This is a genomic window from Corynebacterium intestinale, from assembly GCF_023574125.1.
Taxonomy (GTDB): Bacteria; Actinomycetota; Actinomycetes; order Mycobacteriales; family Mycobacteriaceae; genus Corynebacterium; species Corynebacterium hesseae.
On record NZ_JAMKFF010000002.1, the window covers coordinates 312,333 to 329,337 of the forward strand.

A 17,005-nucleotide genomic window follows, 5' to 3' on the forward strand; every position below is an offset into this window, starting at 1 on the left:
GTAAATCCCATGACCCACAACAACGGTGACAACGAGACGCGGCAGTTCGGCCGCGTCACCGGTGAGAATGAAACCCGCCAGTTCGGCGCGCCGCAGCAGCAGCCGCCGCAGCGCCCCCAGCAGCACTTCCCGGAGCCCGGTTCCCAGGGCACGCAGTCCTTTGGCCAGCCCTATCAGCAGGGCTATGACCAGGATTATCAGCAGCCGCAGTACGACCCCGTCCCGTCGAGCTACCAGGTGGAGCAGCCGAAGAAAGGCGGGGGAGCCCTGGCCTATGTCTTCGCTGCCATTGCCGCCATCGCCGTCGTTATTGCCGGTGTGCTGTTCTTCCTGTGGCGCGGTGCGGCAGCGGATGCCGATAAGCCCGCCCCGGAGCCGGTTACCGAGACCGTGACCACCGAGGTTCCCACCACGGTGACCACCACTAAGAATTCGCCGCGGGATAACCTTCCCACCGACATTCCCACGGAGATCGCACCGGAGATTCCAACGGATCTGCCGCCGGAGATCCAGGATCAACTGGACCAGGGGGAATCCGATCTGGATGGATTGCTCAATGATCTCTTCGAGCAACTAGATTCGGGCAACGGCGAACCCGGTGCGGGTGGTGCAGACAATGCCTAATACCGAGCCGCATGCTGAGAACTCTGCAGCCTCACAACCGGAGTCGATGCAGCTGGCCGAAGCCCTGGCAGCCCAGCTTTCGCGTCACCTGACTGACGTCGTCCTCTGCCCCGGCTCGCGCAATGCGCCGTTGTCTTTGGCCCTGCTTGCGCGCAGCGATATTCGCGTGCATACCCGCATTGATGAGCGCTCGGCCGCATTCGCCGCCTTAGGTTTGGCCCGCGTCCAGCGCCGGCACGTCGGCATCGTCATGACCTCCGGCACCGCGGTGGCCAATACGCTGCCCGCGATGGTGGAGGCGCACTATTCGCACACCCCGCTGGCGGTTATCAGCGCGGACCGCCCGGCCCGCTTGGCGGGCACGGGAGCATCCCAGACTATCGAGCAGCCAGGCATCTTCGGGGTCTACGCAGAGACCACCCAGGTGGAGAGCACTAGTGATGTTCCGCTCATTGCCGAGCGCTTTTTGAATGATCGCCAGGTGCACATCAACGTGGCCTTCGATGCCCCACTCGTGGGGGAGGAGCTGCCGAACACCCCGACGGATTACACGCAGCACCGCGCGCGCACCCCGCGCTGGTCTAATCACGGCGAGGTGGCCGTCGATCTCAGCCGCAACACCCTTGTCATCGCGGGCGATGAGGCCTGGGAGGTCGAGGGGCTGGAGGACATCCCGACCATTGCCGAGCCCACCGCACCCGCCCCTTATCACCCGGTGCATCCGGCCGCGGCACACCTCTTCCGCCGCGCCCAAGTCTCCGCCAATGACTACGTGGTCAACACCAAGGTGGAGCAGGTCATCGTCGTGGGCCATCCCACCCTGCACCGCGGCGTCCTGGCGCTGCTCAGTGATCCCGACATCGACCTCATCTGCCTGTCCCGCACGGAGGACTTCACCAACCCGCGCGGTGAGGCTGCGCAGCTGGGCACCACCGTCAAGACCAGCGGCGAGCCCACGCGCGAGTGGATGAAGATCTGCGAAGGCGCCGCACAGATGGCGGCCGAGGGTGTGCGCGAGGTCCTCGCGGAGGCCACAGGCGAGGACGCCACCAAGCCCGAGATCGGCTTTACCGGCCTCCACGTCGCCGCCGCGGTGGGGGATACCCTCGCCGTCGGTGACACGCTCGTGCTGGGTGCCTCCAACGCGGTGCGGGATGCCTCCTTCATCGGCCTGCCTTTCGACGGCGTGGAAACCTACTCGCCGCGCGGGGCCGCAGGCATCGATGGCACCATCGCGCAGGCCATCGGCATCGCACTGGCCACCCAGTCCCGCGAGGCCGACGCGCCCCGCGCCCCGCGCACCGTGGCGCTCATGGGGGATGTCACCTTCCTCCACGACGCCACCTCCCTCATTCTCCCCGAGGACAACCCGCGCCCAGAGAACCTCACCATCGTCGTCTCAAACGACGACGGCGGCGGCATCTTCGAGGTGCTTGAACAAGGCCGTGAGCCCCTGCGCCCCTCCTTCGAGAGGGCCTTTGGGACGCCGCATGGGGTGGGCGTCGCCAAGCTGGCGGAAGCCTGCGGCGCTGAGCACCGCGAGGTGAGCTCGGCGCAGGAGCTTCTCGACGTTTTGGCGGAACTCAAGGAGTACTCCACCGGGATCACCGTGGTGGAGGCGCACACCACCCGGTCCTCGCGCCGCGCGCTGCAGGAGACTCTGAACGCCAAGGTGGGTCAGTAAATGCCGCGGCGCCGGGTGCGCCAGCTGATCCTGGTGCTCTATGCCGCTGCGCTAGTGGGCATGGCGGGGATGGTGATCGGCCCTTTTCTCAATGACCGCACCATAGGAGCCAACCCCGGGCGCGCCCTGGCCACGGTGACGGATGTCGGCACCTTGCGTACTTTCGTGGATTTCCAGGATTCCGAAGGGATCTATCACACCCCGCCCACCGGCCTGCTCTATCCCACTGGGCTGGGAGAAGGCCAGCAGGTGTGGGTGCTCTACGCCAAGAGCAACCCGGACCTGGTCAAGGTAGAGGGCCGAGAATGGACGCTGTCGATCATCCCGGCGCTGTCCTCCGCGGCCGTGGCTACCCTGATTGCCGGCGCGTGCTGGTGGGGGAGCGGGAAAATTAACCGGAATTTAGTACGTGCGTTACCAACCGAGCACTCAGAAAAGGAATGATGGGGCGCATGCGTGTAGCCATCGTCGCGGAATCCTTCTTGCCTAACGTCAACGGAGTGACCAACTCCGTGCTGCGTGTCCTCGAACACCTCCACGAGCACGGCCACGAGGCCATTGTCATCGCCCCCGGCGCCCGGGACGGGCAGGAGGAGATCCCCGATTACCTCGGGTTCACCATCGTGCGCGTGCCCACCGTGCGTGTGCCGCTGGTGGATTCGCTCCCGGTCGGCGTTCCTACGTCCGCGGTGGACGAGGCGCTGCGTGAGTTTAAGCCGGACATCATCCACCTGGCCAGCCCCTTCGTCCTCGGAGCTGCGGGTGCCTTCTCCGCACGTCAGCTACGCATTCCGGCCGTGGCGCTGTACCAGACGGACGTTGCGGGTTTCGCCACCAAGTACCACGCTTCCGCGCTGGCCTATGGGGTGTGGGAGTGGCTGCGCACCATCCACAACGCCTGCCAGATGACTCTCGCGCCGTCCTCGCTCACCATCTCCGATTTGGAGAAGCACCACATCAAGAACGTGCGTCACTGGGGCCGCGGCGTGGACTCGGAGCGCTTCCACCCCTCGAAGCGCTCGGCGGCGCTGCGCCGGAGCTGGGATCCCACGGGGAAGAAGAAGATCGTTGGCTTCGTCGGCCGCCTGGCCGCAGAGAAGGGAGTGCACCGCCTGTCCGCGCTTAACGGACGCGAGGACATCCAACTCGTCATCGTTGGTGATGGCCCCGAGCGCCCGCTGCTGGAGGCCCAGCTGCCGGACGCGGTGTTCACCGGTGCTCTGGGCGGCGAGGAGCTAGCCGCGGCCTATGCCTCCCTGGACATCTTCGTCCACGCGGGCGAGTTCGAGACCTTCTGCCAGGCCATCCAGGAGGCGCAGGCCTCGGGCGTGCCCACCATCGGCCCGCGCGCGGGCGGCCCGGTGGACCTCATTGAGGAGGGCTATAACGGGCTGCTTCTCGACGTCCCAACGTTCGTCGAGGACCTCCCCAACGCCGTCGATGCGCTGCTCAACCCGGAGATCCACGAAGAGCTGCGGGAGAACGCTAGGCAGTCGATTGCTTCCAAGACGTGGCCGGCGCTGTGCGAGCAGCTGCTGGGCTATTACGAGGAAGTTTTGGAGAATGTCCGTGAGGTGCCGCTGACCATTTTGGGCCAGCGTCCGGAGCTGCCGCGCTGGGCCGCTCGCGCCCTGGGGGCGCGCGTGGCCTAGACTAGGCGCTTGTGTCTAAGGCAGATCTGGATAAGAAGCCCTTCGATGTTGCGCGCATGTTTGACGCGGTGGGCAAGAAGTACGACATCACCAACACGGTGCTGTCCTTTGGTCAGGACGCGCGCTGGCGCCGTTTGACGCGCGAGCGGCTCAACCTGAAGCCGGGGGAGAAGGTCCTCGACCTGGCCGCCGGAACGGCTGTTTCCACGGAGGAGCTGTCCAAATCCGGCGCGTGGTGCGTGGCCTGTGACTTTTCACTCGGCATGCTTGCGGCTGGCGCGGAGCGCGATGTGCCCAAGGTGGCTGGAGATGGAATGCGCCTGCCTTTTGCGGATAACACCTTCGATGCGGTGACCATCTCCTATGGTCTGCGCAATATCCACGACTTTGAGCTGGGCCTGCGGGAGATGGCGCGCGTGACCAAGCCCGGTGGGCGGCTGGCTGTGGCGGAGTTTTCCAAGCCAGTCATCCCGGTCTTCGGCACCGTCTACAAGGAGTACTTAACCCGCCTGCTGCCGCCGATTGCCAAGGTGGTCTCCTCCAACCCGGAGGCCTATATCTACCTCGCAGAATCCATCCGCGCGTGGCCGGAACAGCACGAGCTAGCCGCCGCCATCAACCGCAATGGCTGGGAGCAAGCAGGCTGGCGCAACCTCACGTGCGGCATCGTGGCTCTGCACTCCGCGGTGAAGCCTGCCTAGGGGCCTAAGCCCAATGGGCTTAGGCCGAAAGGTAAAACCCAAAGGGCTTAAGCCCAGAGAGGCGTATCGCGGCGCAGCGTGGAGACCGCCCCGCCCGCCAGCCGCCAGGCACGGGCAAGCAGGTCTTTGTCTTCTTCGGTGATGAGGTTGCCCATGAGGCGTGCGGCGGCCGGCATGAGCATGCGGCCGATGGGGCCGCGCATGGCCACAGGTCCGGCCAGCGGCAGGAACTGCGGATAAGTCAGCAGGCGCGCGGCCGTGCGGGCGAGCAGGAAGGCCTCGCCGTACTCGGCGCGCAGACGCTCCGGCCACGCCAAGGTCAGGTCCTTAGTGCCGAGCATCTCTACGGCTAGTGCTGCCGTCTCCAAGCCATAATCGATGCCCTCGCCGTTGAGCGGGTTGACGCAGGCGGCGGCGTCACCGATGAGCATCCAGTTCGCGCCGGCCACCCCGGACACCGCGCCACCCATGGGCAGCATCGCCGAGGTGACGTTGCGCAGCTCGCCCAAGCCCCACTCCGAACGCTGCTGCTCAGCGTAGAAATCAAGCGCCTTCTTGGTGTTGAGACGAGCCGGGCGGGCGGCAGTGGAGAGCGCACCCAAACCGATGTTGACCCCCTGTCCCAGCGGGAAGATCCAGCCATATCCGGGTTGTACGACCCCCTCGGGGTCCTTGAGCTCCACGTGGGAGTGCATCCACTCCTCGCCGTCGTGGGGCGAATCGGCGTAGGCGCGCGCGGCGATGCCGTAGACCTCCTCGCGGTGCCAGGTGCGGCCCAGCTGCTTGCCAAAGGTCGAGCGCACGCCATCGGCCACGATGACCCACCGCGCGCGCACGCGGCGCTTGCCCACGGAGAACTCCACCAGCCGGTTGCCCTCGAGCTGCGGGGCCGTCGCCGTGCCGGTGAAAAGTTGCGCGCCGGCTTCTTGGGCGGCCTCAACGAGCAGCGCATCGAATTCATAGCGCGGCAGAGCCGTTCCCACCTGCGAGGGGTATGTCGACGGCCACGGGGCGGTTACGGTGCCGCCGAAGCCGTGCAGCTTGAGCCCGCGGTTGCGGTAGGAAGCGTTGACCTCGATGCCGAGGAGCTCCAACTGGTGCATGGCACGAGGAGTCAGCCCATCGCCGCAGGTCTTGTCGCGGGGGAAGGGGGAGGCGTCGACAAGCAGCGTGTCATGGCCAGCGCGCGCGGCGTGGATAGCGGCGGCAGCGCCGGCGGGCCCGGCACCGACGATGGCGACGTCAACAAGGGTGGAATCGATCTGCTCCGACATGGGGACTATCATTGCACGGGATAGTGGCCACAAGTGTGTTGAGGGCCGTGCCATGGGCTACGGTAGGTAAACACTAGGATTTTTGAGCTTAAAGGAACACGTTTAATGTCACACGGCCAAACTCACGCCAAGCACGTGGACTTGGGGGATGCGCAGCTCACCGAGCGTATCAACGCCGGGATGGCTGCTGTAGAGGACCTGCTGAATACGGAGCTCGACCGCGGGCAGGACTTCATCAAAGACAAGGTGCGCCACCTCTCCCTGGCTGGGGGCAAGCGTTTCCGCCCGATGATGGCGTTGCTGGCTTCCGAGTTTGGTGAACGCTCGCAATCGCCTGAGGTGATTAAGGCGGCGACCGTGGTGGAAATGGTCCACGTGGCCACGCTCTATCACGACGATGTCATGGATGAAGCGGAGCGCCGCCGCGGTGTGGATTCTGCGAATTTCCGCTGGACTAACTCGGTGGCGATTTTGGCGGGCGATGCCCTCTTGGCGCACGCTTCGCGGTTGATGAGCCAGCTGGATACCCACACGGTGGAGCACTTCGCGGAGACCTTTGAGGAGCTCGTCACCGGCCAGATGCGCGAAACCATCGGTGCCGGCGAAGCTAACGCCGTGGAGCATTACACGGCGGTCATCCGGGAAAAGACCGCGGTGCTCATCGCCTCCGCCGGCTACCTAGGTGCTTACCACGCTGGCGCCGGCCCGGAGCAGTGCGAGGCCCTGCGCCAAATCGGTGCGGCCGTGGGCATGATTTTCCAGATCGTCGACGATGTCATCGACATCTTCTCCGATCCCGAGGAGTCGGGAAAGACCCCGGGCACGGATCTGCGCGAGGGCGTGTTCACCCTGCCGGTGCTCTATGCCCTGGAGGAGGAGGGTGAGGTCGGCGACGAGCTGCGCGCACTCCTGACGGGCCCGCTGACCGACGACGCCTCCGTGAAGCGCGCCATCGACCTGCTGTGGAAGTCGGGTGGCCGGGACAAGGCGCTTGCCGACGTCAACGCATACCTGCGCGTGGTCGAGGACCAGCTATCACTTCTGCCCGAATGCACGGCTAGTGAGGCCCTGCGCCAGTTGGCGGACTACACGGTCCAGCGCGTGGGCTAATAGGTGCTCCTGCCAGGCGATTTGCATGTCGGGCGGGACTTCGTAGTAAAGTACATAACCGCACTCAAGAGTGCATGCCAGGTTGCCCGAGCGGCCAAAGGGAGCGGACTGTAAATCCGCCGGCATTGCCTTCAGAAGTTCGAATCTTCTACCTGGCACAGAATGAATCCCGCAGACGCAAAGATGTGTCTGCGGGATTTTTCGATCCCCGGCATAGGCGCCAGGGCTAAGCGGGGTAAGGGTCATTTCGATCAAATAAGGGGCCCGAGCACCGAGGAATTGGGACGCTATTTGATCGAAATGTCGCTCCGTCGATTGAACGGTCGTGTACCCGGCTTAGTTGTCGTCTGCTCGGCACGGTGTTTGCTCTGGTGTGTTCTTGGGGCGCTTAAAAGCCCTAAAAATGCGTCCCATCCTGGCGATTTGTGTTGTTTAAGTGTTTCGGGTTAATCTTTTCAAGGCTTCAACGAGAGCACAGCGGATGAAAGTCCGTTACTCAAAGAGGCTGTGCCCCCTTAGCTCAGTCGGCAGAGCGTTTCCATGGTAAGGAAAAGGTCGACAGTTCGATTCTGTCAGGGGGCTCCATTCATGTTTCTGGAAGGTCCCAGAAGGTGAATATGGCGGTGTAGCTCAGTGGTAGAGCAAGCGACTCATAATCGCTGTGTCGCGAGTTCAATTCTCGCCATCGCTACCGGGAAAGAAAAGCGCCCGCACACGGGCGCTTTTTCATTACCGACTCCCAGCCTTATACGGCACGTGGTTTCCATGGGGAATCACCGTTCTGGTAGGGTTGTGCGTTGTCCCAAAAGGGCACGCAAAGGGGCGTGGCGCAATTGGTAGCGCAACGGTCTCCAAAACCGTAGGTTGCAGGTTCGAGTCCTGTCGCCCCTGCCACATCACTTCAAGGAGGGAATCGCCGTGAGCGATGAAAAGCAGCCGAGCACCGGGGCTCCGCGCCCAACCGGCAAGCGTCAGCTCTCTGGCGCAGCGACCACCTCTACCGATTCCTACACCGACAAGCGCGTCGTGCGCGTCGAGGATAAGAAGGAAGATTCCTTCGGCGGTTCCGTCGGGTCCTTCCCGGGCGAGGTCGTCTCTGAGATGAAGAAGGTCGTCTGGCCTACCGGCAAGGAAATGCTTCAGTACGTCCTCGTGACCTTCGCCTTCCTCATCGTCCTCACCGCCTTGGTGTGGGGCGTGGACACGCTGACCGGCCTCGGAGTTGAAGCAATCCTCGCGCCTTAGTAAACTAATTTCATACTTTCATCCCGCCGCCTTCCCGCTAGCTCGACTAGGGGAAACGGCGGGATACTTTTTGCCCTAGTCCCGCCGGGTAACCTGGTTGGGGACTAGAAGAATGAACACAATTTTGGAGTAGCAGACAATGAGCGAAGAAAACACTGGCACCTCCCTCGAGCAGGCCATGATTGATAACGTCCAGGAACAGGCCGCGGAAGCGGTCGAGGCTACTGAGGAAACCCAGCAGCCGCAGGAGGAGCTTTCTGCTGAGGAGAAGGAAGCCGCCGAGAAGGAAGCTGCTACCAAGGCCGCGGAGGCCGCCCTCGGCGGCGGCTCGGACGAGGCTGAGACTGAGGGAGCGGGGGAGACGTCGCCAAGCGCCGAAGCATCCGCCGCTGCCGCCGACGCCGAGTACAAGACCCGCCTGCGCGCATTCACCCGCGAACTGAAGAAGCAGCCGGGCAAGTGGTACATCATCCAGTGCTACTCCGGCTACGAGAACAAGGTGAAGACCAACCTGGACATGCGCGCCCAGACCCTCGAGGTGGAGGATTCCATCTTTGAGGTCGTCGTGCCGGTCGAGCAGGTTCTGGAGAAGAAGGACGGTAAGAAGAAGGTTGTTAAGCGCAAGCTGCTTCCGGGCTACGTGCTGGTGCGCATGGAGCTTAACGACGCTGCCTGGTCCGTCGTCCGCGATACCCCGGGTGTGACCTCCTTCGTGGGTAACGAGGGCAACGCTACTCCGGTGAAAATCCGCGACGTGGCCAAGTTCCTCATGCCGAATGACACGACGGTTTCCCCGGAGGCCTCCGCCGCCGACTCCGAGGGCGAGCAGGTTGTTGCCATGCCGGAAAAGGAGGCCGCGAAGGCTTATGCTCACGACTTCGAGGTGGGCGAGGCCGTCACCATCCTGTCCGGCCCGCTGGCTTCCGTGTCCGCCACCATCTCCGAAATCGATCCGGAGACCGGCAAGATGCAGGGCCTGGTGTCCATCTTCGGCCGCGAGACCCCGGTGGAGCTTTCCCCGACGGAGATCGAGCGCATCTCCTAAAAAGCGATTTTGAGCTGGGCGCACGGTGTTCTAAACTTGAACGCCGTGCGCTTTTGCGCATCTTGAAACGTTCATCCTCCGGTGGCCCACAATGCGTGAGCATCCGGACGGGGCGCTGTTATTCATCGTGGCGGCACTCCGGTACCACAGGAAAGAGGTAATTCGATGGCTCCCAAGAAGAAGGTCACTGGCCTGATCAAGCTCCAGATCGAGGCAGGCGCCGCTAACCCGGCTCCGCCGGTCGGCCCGGCACTCGGTGCCCACGGCGTCAACATCATGGAGTTCTGCAAGGCCTACAACGCTGCGACCGAGTCCCAGCGCGGCAACGTCGTGCCGGTAGAAATCACCGTTTACGAGGACCGCTCCTTCGACTTCAAGCTGAAGACCCCGCCGGCAGCGAAGCTCCTGCTCAAGGCCGCTGGCATCAAGAAGGGCTCCGGCGTTCCGCACACCGACAAGGTCGGTTCCGTGACCTGGGACCAGTGCAAGGAGATTGCACAGACCAAGTTCGAGGACCTCAACGCTCGTGACATCGAGAACGGCGCCCGCATCATCGCTGGTACCGCTCGCTCCATGGGCATCACCGTTGACGGAATCCCGGCTAAGTAATAATTCAATTTAATGCGCGATACGTTCTGTATCGCGCGTGGCAGGGCCAGCTTCGGCCCGCTATCACCACATCAATCCAAGAAAAGGAATTGCACTTATGAGCACCAAGTCCAAGGCATACAAGGCTGCCGCTGAGCTGGTAGACCGCTCCCGCCAGTACCGTCCGATCGAGGCCGCCAAGCTGGCCAAGGAGACCTCCTCCAAGAACTTCGACGCTACTGTCGACGTTGTCTTCCGCCTCGGCGTTGACCCGCGTAAGGCTGATCAGCTGGTTCGCGGCACCGTTTCCCTGCCGCACGGCACTGGTAAGGACGTCCGCGTGGCCGTCTTTGCCGAGGGCGACAAGGCTGAGGCCGCTAAGGCTGCTGGCGCCGACATCGTGGGCACCGAAGAGCTGATCGCTGCCATCAACGAGGGCAACATCGACTTCGACGTTGCTATCGCCACCCCGGATCAGATGGCCAAGGTTGGCCGCGTTGCTCGCGTCCTGGGCCCGCGTGGTCTCATGCCGAACCCGAAGACCGGCACCGTGACCGCTGACGTGACCAAGGCTGTGGCCGACGTCAAGGGCGGTAAGATTTCCTTCCGCGTTGACAAGGCTTCCAACCTGCACGCCATCATCGGCAAGGCTTCCTTCGACGCTGAGAAGCTGGCTGAGAACTACGGCGCGCTGTACGACGAGATCCTGCGTCTGAAGCCGTCCTCCGCTAAGGGCATCTACGCCAAGAAGATCACCATCTCCACCACCTCCGGCCCGGGCATCCCGGTCGACGCTTCCGTGGAGAAGAACTACACCGACTAATTGATGTCTGTGTTAACGGCGTAAAGGTCCCGGCTCATTTACGAGCCGGGATTTTTTTATTGCCATTTTCCTTGCGTGTCAAACTATTTGTACAGGTCAGAGGGCTAAAAATCACTGACAGGTAAAACACAGGCAGGTTCGATGGGCTTTCAAGGAATGTATCGCATAATAATCCTTGTGCGTTTGAGAGAGGCGCATGAGAGATAGAGAGAACACCCTGAGTCTTGCAGGGCGGGCGGCGTGAGAAACCGCCTGATAGTCAAGACCCCTTGCAACGCGGGTTCCGGAATTATCCGGGGCCCGCGTTGTGTTGTGTGTGCCCCAAGCCAGGTGCTCCCCGCCTTGGATTCGGGACATGGGCTTAAGCGGGGATGCATCAGGCCTGGGGCAAACGCGGGCGCTGGATGTGGATGGTTCTAGTCACAAGGTTCTCTTGGGGGCAAACAAACCATCTGGGGGAGCGAAGAAGGTTCGTTTGGGGGCAAGTGAACCTTCTGACTGAAACCTCTTGACGGGAACCTTCTGATGGGAACCATGTGGAAGCGCACCGAGACCCACTGCCGGTTAAAAGGATTAGATGCGTGCGAAGGATTTAGGGCCGCGGCTTGCCGTTCATCCAGTACACGGACCAGATGACGTCCTCGCGCGGCACTCTCCAGTCGTGCACCGCCAATGAGCGCACTTCTTTGGCCAGGTCTCCTTCGCCGGATACCCACACTGAATCCGGCGCTGTATCCGCGGAGAAACGAGAACTAAGAAGTTGAACGGCGCGTGCGCTGTGTTCCTCGTGCGGGGCGGCGACCATGGTGAGTGAACGAACCTTGCCGCGCCAGGTCTTCTCAAAGCCATCTTCAACTTCGGAGTCGTCTGCAATCAGTGCAACGACGTCGACGCCACTCAAGGATTGCGGTGAGAACGTTTCGTAGTGCTCCAGGATGTGCCACAGTGCGGGGAGAGCGGAGGCGTCCGCGAGCAACAGCTGTGATTTCTTGGGTGCCTGCCACCGTGCTTGCCCCGTATAGATTCCGGCGGTATCCCCGGGTTGGGCCTTAAGGATCCACCGCGAGCCCGGGCCATTATCGCCATGGGTCACCACATCGACATCGATGGTGCAGGCCTCGTGGTCGAGCCTGCGAATTGTGTACCACCGCAACGCCGGGCGAACGTCGTCAGGCAAGCCAGTGACGGCGGCGCGCACATTGGCATCCTCAACTGGGAAGGGCGAAAACTCCTGCCCGTCCTGGGGCATGAGGAGCCCAAAATACTCATCAGGCCCGGCGAGGGGGTAGGAGCCGAAGGCAGGCGAGTGAAAAGTAAGGCGGTGCAGCCGCGGCTTCAGGCGGGTATTCCCCGTGAGGGTGACGGGTAATAAGCGGTGATGCGTCAAAGGAATTGGTCCTAGGTATAAGGGAAATTTGAATCCATCATAAAGCAGAGGTTAGGCTTGCCTCAAATGGATTAGGGGCGTGACGGCTTGTGTGCTCGTTCCCATCGAAGGAAAGGTTAATTCCATGGTTGCTATCCACCGGCGCGCGAAAGCCGTGCTCGCGATTGTCTCGGCGACAGCGATTGCTCTGACGGGGTGCTCGCGCGGAAGCGGTGAGGACAGTGCGGGTGCAGGCAGCGCTGAGGAGGTGCGGGTTGCCAGCCTGGGGCTTGGCGACGCCGATACTGTCCTCGCGCTCGGAATCACCCCCGTTGCCGTAGCGCCCTGGGGAGCGCAGGGTGATGGTGATCCCTCCGGTGTGGGCCCATGGGCGAAAGAACTTCTGGGAGATGCCCAGCCTGAGGTTATCTATAACACCGCTTCTGGGTTCACGGCCGATGTTCTTGAGCAGGTCACGGCTTCGGACCCCACGCAGATCATTGCTGTCAATCAGGCAGTGGACCAGGAAGCGCAGAAGTCCCTCGAGGAGATCGCGCCGCTGACCATGAAGCCGGAGGGCTTCGAAGACTGGCAGGTCCCCTGGGAAGAGCAGGTTAAGACCATCGCCTCTGCCGTTGAGAAGGAAGAGGAGGGTGACAAGCTTATTGACAAGGCGCAAGGCGCCTTCGATAAATTCAAGGAATCTCACCCGGAGCTTAACGGCAAACGCGCGGCCATCGTCATGCCCTATGACGGAAAGCTGGGCCTCTACACTTCCGATGATGGCCGCGGTCAATTCATCGAAGACCTTGGCTTTGAGATTCCGCAGGAGCTGGAGGGGGATGGCTCGAGCTTCTTCGTGGACTACGCCCCAGAGAACTACTCCCAGCTCAACAACGTGGACTACCTGTTCGTCTTGGATTACAACGGTGCAGTCGACGAGCTGAAGAAGGATTCGACGTTCCAGGGCCTGGACGTGGTCAAGGATGGCCGCGTCCGCTACCTAGAAACGGATACCGGCAACGCCATGAGCATGCCGAACCCGCTCACCATTCCTTGGGCTGTCGATAAGTTCGAAGAGCAACTCTAAGTGCTCGTACTACCGAGAAACGCCGGGGCCACCCGCGGCGAGCTAGATTCGCGGGGGAGGGGACGCGTGCTCCTCACCAGCGCTCTGGTTGTAGTTTCACTGCTTCTCCTCGTTTGCTCGCTGATGGTGGGCTCGCGGTCCATCGCCTTGTCCGAGCTCCTTCCCGCCTTCCTCCATGAAAGCCAGCCGGAGATAGAAAATATCGTGTGGGACTTGCGTATGCCGCGCACGTTCTTGGCGTACTTCGCGGGTGCAGCCATTGCGGTCTCCGGTGTCATCGCCCAGACGTGGACCAAGAACCCCTTGGCCGATCCCGGCTTCATTGGTATCACTGCGGGAGCTTCCTTCCTTGTTGCGCTCGGGACGGCGTTGGGGCTTGCCACCTCGCTGGGGATGCGGACGGCGCTCGCGCTGGTGGGAGCCGGTTTGGCCACGGTAGTGGTTCTGGGTGTTTCCCGGCGGTTTCCTGATTCCCTGACGCTGCTTCTCGTGGGTGCAGGAGTATCGGCTGCCTTAAGCTCTGGCGCCATGCTGATCGGCTTGTATTCCACGGATGTGCTCGACAGCATGCGCCGCTGGACCATCGGCTCCACCTTTGGGCGCGGCCCCGGAGAGGTTGCGATTGCAGCCGGTGGTCTGCTCGTCGGGCTCATCATTGCTGCGAGTGTGGCGCGCCCGCTTGATCTGTTGGCCATGGGTGAGGAGTCTTCGGTTGCCTTGGGGAGCTCGCCGGCACTGGCGCGCCGTGGCGCGGCCTTAAGCATCGTTGTCTTGGCCGGATGCGCTACCGCCGCGGCAGGCCCCATCGCTTTCGTGGGCTTTGCCGTCCCCCACCTCCTCCGGCGGTGTACAGGTCCGGCGGTTGCCGCCATGATTGCCCCTGCGGCGCTGCTGGGCGGTTGTTCCGTGCTGGCCGCGGATATCTTAGGCCGGCTTATCGCTGGCCCCTCCGAGTTGGAGATGTCCATTGTCCTGGCGTTCGTGGGCGCACCTTTCCTCATCTGGGCCGTGCGCCGAGGGGAGCAGAAGCTATGAGCGATGGGGTGAAGGGGGACGTCGCCAAGCGCCTGCGTTCCCAACAGCGGCAGCGCCAGATATGGATATGGTCAGCCACCTGCTTCTTTGTGCTGGTCGCGGCAGTCTCTTACGTCCTGATGCTCGGGCAAGGCCCCGTGGGGCTGAGTCCGGGGCGGGTTCTGGAGATCCTCAACGGCGGGGGAAGCCGAAGTGAAATCCGCGTTGTGTGGGATCTGCGCATGCCCGTAGCGCTAGCAACCCTCATCGTGGGCGCCGCGCTCGGACTGGCGGGGTCGTGGACTCAGTCGATGTCGCGCAATCCGCTGGCCTCCCCCGACATCCTTGGTGTGACCGGTGGGGCTTCGGTGATGGTGGTCATCGGAACGGTGATGTCCCGGCCACTCCTCGCAGAGGGTGTCTCCGTGTTCTGGTGGCGGGCGGGGCTCGCGCTGCTGGGAGCGGTGTTGGCGGCCATCTTGCTGGTGGCGCTTGGTGGGCTCGGTACGAGCAACCGCATCGTCATCGTCGGCATCGCGCTATCACTGCTGTTCCAAGCCATGGTGGCCTATCTCTTGCGCGCTGCGGAGCTCCTCCGTGCAGCACAGTCCCAGCTGTGGCTGGCGGGAACCACGGGCTTTGTGCGGATGGACGTCATTGTTCCGCTTCTCGTGGGACTGGCGCCTTTCGTGTTGCTTGGGTCGTGGCGTGCCCGGGAGCTGCCGCTGCTAGCCCATGATGATCTCTCGGCACTCTCCTTAGGCGTGGACATCACGCGGACGCGCACCGCGCTCCTCATTGCGGCCACCGGAATATGCGCGGTGACCGTATCCGTGGCGGGGCCCATCGGCTTTATCGCGCTGCTGGCCCCACACCTCGGACGCATGATCGCCCGAACACCCACTCCTTCGCCGGTGGTGTCGTGCGCTGCTGGTGCGGCCCTCTTAAGCGCCTGTGCCGTGGTGGCCGGGGCGCTCCCGATGGACGCGCCGGTGGGTGCTGTGTCCTCAGTGATCGGCGGCACCGCCCTGGTCATCGTGGTGTGGAATGCCGCAAGGCGGAAAGGATGAAAACCATGAACAGTTGCGAGCTGAAGGCCCAAGGCATCCATGCCGGTTATCAAGGCGGGAAAGATATTCTCTCCGGGGTTGACCTCGCGGCCCAACCAGGGGAGGTCACCACGCTCATCGGCCCCAATGGCTGCGGGAAATCGACGTTGCTGAAGACCTTGTCGAAGATTCTTCGCCCCCGGCAGGGAAGCGTGCGCATTGGCGAGTTGGATGTGCATTCCATGAGCCCGAAGGAAGCGGCGGCCCACGTGGCCTTGCTGCCCCAGCACCCGATGGCGCCGGATGGGCTGCGCGTCGGCGAGCTCGTTGCCCGCGGGCGGTACGCGCACCTTGGGTGGGGAAGGGGACTGTCAGCGCAGGACCACGAGATCATCGCGCAGGCCTGCGTGGAGACAGGCATCACCGATTTCATCGACCGCGATATCGCGGCGCTGTCGGGCGGCCAGCGTCAGCGGGTGTGGCTCGCGTTGGCTTTAGCTCAGGACGCGCCGGTGCTGCTTCTCGACGAGCCCACGACCTTCCTCGATCCCGCCCACGCGATGGGTGTGTTGGAGCTCGTCCGCAAGCAAGCGCGCGCTGGGAAGACGGTCGTCGTCGTGCTGCACGACCTCATGCTGGCTGGGCAGTTCTCAGACACCATGGTGGTCATGAACAACGGCGAGGTCATCGCGCGGGGCACGCCGCAGCAGGCGTTGACGAAAGAGGTGCTGGCGGCGGCCTATGGCATCGATGTGGACATCTGGGAGGATCCTCGCAGCGATGCCCCCGTCATCGTTCCGCGCGGTGTGCTCAAGAACTAAAGGGCGCTAGGGCAAAGCTCTCAGGGCCGCGATTTGGAGTTGGCCCGTGGGGGCTGTAGAGTGTCTAGCGAAGTTTGAACGGCCCCGAAGTGGTCGAGTCAAAGTTCACCGAAGACCGTCGGTCATCCGGAATGTCGGATCGAAGGTCCCTCGCTCTAGAGGGCGGCCCACGCAGGAGACACTTTGCGAATTACCGCGGATTTCCGCGCGCGCCCTGTGCTCTTGCACGGGGCTTTTGTTATTTCGGTTGTCGTTAACGACAACCGAGGTGGGAAAGGCCCCGGCGGAAAACACAAGAGATGTTTCGAAAGGAGGCGTAGTAGAAAATGGCAAACCCGAAGAACACCGCAGACCTGGCAAAGCTGAAGGAGAAGCTCGAAGGCGCTAACTCCATCGTGCTCACCGAGTACCGTGGCCTGACCGTGGGTCAGCTCCAGGAGCTGCGTAACAACCTCGGCTTTGACGTTGAGTACTCCGTCGCCAAGAACACCCTTTTCAAGATCGCTGCCAACGAAGCTGGCATCGAGGGTCTTGACGAGCAGCTGACTGGCCCGACCGCTATTGCGTTCATCAAGGGCGAGGCAGTGGATGCTGCGAAGGTCATCACCAAGTTTGCTGATGACAACAAGGCACTCGTTATCAAGGGTGGCTACATGGACGGCGACGCTCTGTCTGCCGACCAGGTTGAGGCCATCGCCAAGCTGGACAACCGCGAGACCACTCTCGCAAAGCTGGCTGGCGCCATGAAGGGTTCTATGGCAAAGGCTGCCGCCGTATTCAACGCTCCTGCAACCAAGATGGTCCGCACCGCTGCGGCCCTGCAGGACAAGAAGGCTGCGGAAGCTTAAGACGCCAACTAAAGGCGCACAACTTAAACACACACACTTTTCTGGCCGCCTAGGGTGGCCAGGCACAATGA

General features: G+C 62.7%; 17 protein-coding genes and 4 tRNA genes. 19 read left to right on the forward strand and 2 right to left on the reverse strand.

Translation table 11 applies throughout. The annotated features are described in order from the left end of the window. Positions 1-9 precede the first annotated feature (9 nt). From M5J06_RS04435 to M5J06_RS04455, 5 genes are read left to right on the forward strand one after another with little or no spacing between them, the layout of a single operon-like run. Positions 10-624 carry a hypothetical protein gene (locus M5J06_RS04435; RefSeq protein ID WP_101735796.1) on the forward strand — a complete coding sequence of 205 codons (615 nt, stop codon included), beginning with the start codon at positions 10-12 and terminating at the stop codon, positions 622-624. After that, positions 617-2,308 carry a 2-succinyl-5-enolpyruvyl-6-hydroxy-3-cyclohexene-1-carboxylic-acid synthase gene (gene menD, locus M5J06_RS04440; RefSeq protein ID WP_250224072.1) on the forward strand — a complete coding sequence of 564 codons (1,692 nt, stop codon included), beginning with the start codon at positions 617-619 and terminating at the stop codon, positions 2,306-2,308. The genes M5J06_RS04435 and menD overlap by 8 nt, the downstream gene beginning before the upstream one ends. Continuing rightward, entirely contained in the window at positions 2,309-2,752 is a 444-nt protein-coding gene (locus tag M5J06_RS04445; protein WP_143335268.1) for a DUF3592 domain-containing protein, read from the forward strand. Positions 2,753-2,760: 8 nt separating this feature from the next. Beyond that, complete coding sequence (locus M5J06_RS04450; protein WP_070624595.1) at positions 2,761-3,960, forward strand: glycosyltransferase family 4 protein; 1,200 nt, start codon at positions 2,761-2,763, stop codon at positions 3,958-3,960. An 11-nt stretch (positions 3,961-3,971) separates the two neighbouring features. After that, positions 3,972-4,661 carry a demethylmenaquinone methyltransferase gene (locus M5J06_RS04455; protein WP_143335269.1) on the forward strand — a complete coding sequence of 230 codons (690 nt, stop codon included), beginning with the start codon at positions 3,972-3,974 and terminating at the stop codon, positions 4,659-4,661. 47 nt (positions 4,662-4,708) lie between these two features. Here M5J06_RS04455 and M5J06_RS04460 read toward each other — a convergent pair whose 3' ends face one another. Then, the gene (locus M5J06_RS04460) at positions 4,709-5,947 is read right to left on the reverse strand and encodes a geranylgeranyl reductase family protein (protein ID WP_250224073.1); all 1,239 of its coding nucleotides are present in this window, start codon (positions 5,945-5,947) and stop codon (positions 4,709-4,711) included. Positions 5,948-6,040: 93 nt separating this feature from the next. Between M5J06_RS04460 and M5J06_RS04465 the strand changes: the two genes are divergently transcribed. From M5J06_RS04465 to rplA, 9 genes are all read left to right on the forward strand, one after another. Then, positions 6,041-7,045, forward strand: a complete 1,005-nt coding sequence (locus tag M5J06_RS04465) for a polyprenyl synthetase family protein (RefSeq protein ID WP_070520985.1) — start codon at positions 6,041-6,043, stop codon at positions 7,043-7,045. Between the two features lie 76 nt (positions 7,046-7,121). Beyond that, a tRNA-Tyr gene (locus M5J06_RS04470) sits at positions 7,122-7,203 on the forward strand. A 351-nt stretch (positions 7,204-7,554) separates the two neighbouring features. Continuing rightward, positions 7,555-7,630: transfer RNA gene (locus M5J06_RS04475), tRNA-Thr, on the forward strand. 34 nt (positions 7,631-7,664) lie between these two features. After that, positions 7,665-7,736, forward strand: a tRNA-Met gene (locus M5J06_RS04480). 127 nt (positions 7,737-7,863) lie between these two features. Then, positions 7,864-7,939, forward strand: a tRNA-Trp gene (locus M5J06_RS04485). A 24-nt stretch (positions 7,940-7,963) separates the two neighbouring features. Next, complete coding sequence (gene secE / locus M5J06_RS04490; protein ID WP_070520982.1) at positions 7,964-8,290, forward strand: preprotein translocase subunit SecE; 327 nt, start codon at positions 7,964-7,966, stop codon at positions 8,288-8,290. A gap of 139 nt (positions 8,291-8,429) precedes the next feature. After that, positions 8,430-9,335 carry a transcription termination/antitermination protein NusG gene (gene nusG / locus M5J06_RS04495; protein WP_250224074.1) on the forward strand — a complete coding sequence of 302 codons (906 nt, stop codon included), beginning with the start codon at positions 8,430-8,432 and terminating at the stop codon, positions 9,333-9,335. Between the two features lie 165 nt (positions 9,336-9,500). Further along, positions 9,501-9,944: a 50S ribosomal protein L11 gene (gene rplK, locus M5J06_RS04500; protein ID WP_070520976.1), complete on the forward strand. Its 444-nt coding sequence runs from the start codon at positions 9,501-9,503 to the stop codon at positions 9,942-9,944. Positions 9,945-10,041: 97 nt separating this feature from the next. Beyond that, the gene (gene rplA, locus M5J06_RS04505) at positions 10,042-10,746 is read left to right on the forward strand and encodes a 50S ribosomal protein L1 (RefSeq protein ID WP_070520973.1); all 705 of its coding nucleotides are present in this window, start codon (positions 10,042-10,044) and stop codon (positions 10,744-10,746) included. A 592-nt stretch (positions 10,747-11,338) separates the two neighbouring features. Here rplA and M5J06_RS04510 read toward each other — a convergent pair. Then, complete coding sequence (locus M5J06_RS04510; protein WP_250224075.1) at positions 11,339-12,133, reverse strand: siderophore-interacting protein; 795 nt, start codon at positions 12,131-12,133, stop codon at positions 11,339-11,341. A gap of 124 nt (positions 12,134-12,257) precedes the next feature. On the opposite strand from M5J06_RS04510, the gene M5J06_RS04515 reads away from it, so the two are divergent. The 5 genes from M5J06_RS04515 to rplJ all read left to right on the forward strand — a co-directional run bounded on the left by M5J06_RS04515 (position 12,258) and on the right by rplJ (position 16,934). Beyond that, positions 12,258-13,202, forward strand: a complete 945-nt coding sequence (locus M5J06_RS04515; protein WP_250224076.1) for an ABC transporter substrate-binding protein — start codon at positions 12,258-12,260, stop codon at positions 13,200-13,202. 66 nt (positions 13,203-13,268) lie between these two features. Beyond that, complete coding sequence (locus M5J06_RS04520; RefSeq protein ID WP_250224077.1) at positions 13,269-14,237, forward strand: FecCD family ABC transporter permease; 969 nt, start codon at positions 13,269-13,271, stop codon at positions 14,235-14,237. Next, positions 14,234-15,286, forward strand: coding sequence for a FecCD family ABC transporter permease (locus M5J06_RS04525; protein WP_250224078.1), 1,053 nt, complete (start codon positions 14,234-14,236; stop codon positions 15,284-15,286). The genes M5J06_RS04520 and M5J06_RS04525 overlap by 4 nt, the downstream gene beginning before the upstream one ends. Positions 15,287-15,291: 5 nt before the next feature. Continuing rightward, positions 15,292-16,086: an ABC transporter ATP-binding protein gene (locus M5J06_RS04530; protein WP_144015166.1), complete on the forward strand. Its 795-nt coding sequence runs from the start codon at positions 15,292-15,294 to the stop codon at positions 16,084-16,086. A gap of 326 nt (positions 16,087-16,412) precedes the next feature. Then, a complete protein-coding gene (gene rplJ, locus M5J06_RS04535; RefSeq protein ID WP_070533886.1) occupies positions 16,413-16,934 on the forward strand; it encodes a 50S ribosomal protein L10 in 522 nt (173 codons plus the stop codon). The last annotated feature ends 71 nt before the right edge of the window (positions 16,935-17,005 follow it).